At 52.0% G+C, this 702-nt stretch carries 1 rRNA gene; it reads left to right on the top strand.

The window, feature by feature from the left end:
- Positions 1-2: 2 nt before the first annotated feature.
- Positions 3-702 (top strand): 23S ribosomal RNA (locus tag MH144_RS30630); the annotation flags it as partial.

Raw genomic sequence — 702 nt, 5'->3', positions numbered from 1 at the left:
TTGGTTAAGCTACTAAGAGCACACGGAGGATGCCTAGGCGCTAGGAGCCGATGAAGGACGTGGCGAACAACGATACTGCCTCGGGGAGCTGTAAGCAAGCTTTGATCCGGGGATGTCCGAATGGGGAAACCCAGCTGGGGTAATATCCAGTTACTCATAACTGAATACATAGGTTATGTAGAGGCATACCAGGGGAACTGAAACATCTAAGTACCTTGAGGAAGAGAAAACAATAGTGATTCCGTCAGTAGCGGCGAGCGAACGCGGAACAGCCCAAACCAGAGAGCTTGCTCTTTGGGGTTGTGGGACGTCTCACATGGAGTTACAAAGGAGCCGGTTAAACGAAGAGGTCTGGAAAGGCCCGCCAAAGAAGGTAAAAGCCCTGTAATTGAAAGTCTGCTCTCTCCGAGACGGATCCCGAGTAGTGCGGGGCACGTGAAACCCCGTATGAATCCGGCAGGACCATCTGCCAAGGCTAAATACTTCCTAGCGACCGATAGTGAAGCAGTACCGTGAGGGAAAGGTGAAAAGCACCCCGGAAGGGGAGTGAAATAGAACCTGAAACCGTGTGCTTACAAAAAGTCAGAGCCCATTTTAGGGGTGATGGCGTGCCTTTTGTAGAATGAACCGGCGAGTTACGTTCCCGTGCAAGGTTAAGGTGAAGAGCCGGAGCCGCAGCGAAAGCGAGTCTGAATAGGGCGA

Origin of the sequence: Paenibacillus sp. ACRRY, from assembly GCF_022346995.1 — a bacterium.
Lineage (GTDB): Bacteria > Bacillota > Bacilli > Paenibacillales > Paenibacillaceae > Paenibacillus.
This window is presented reverse-complemented; position numbering and strand designations above follow the sequence as displayed.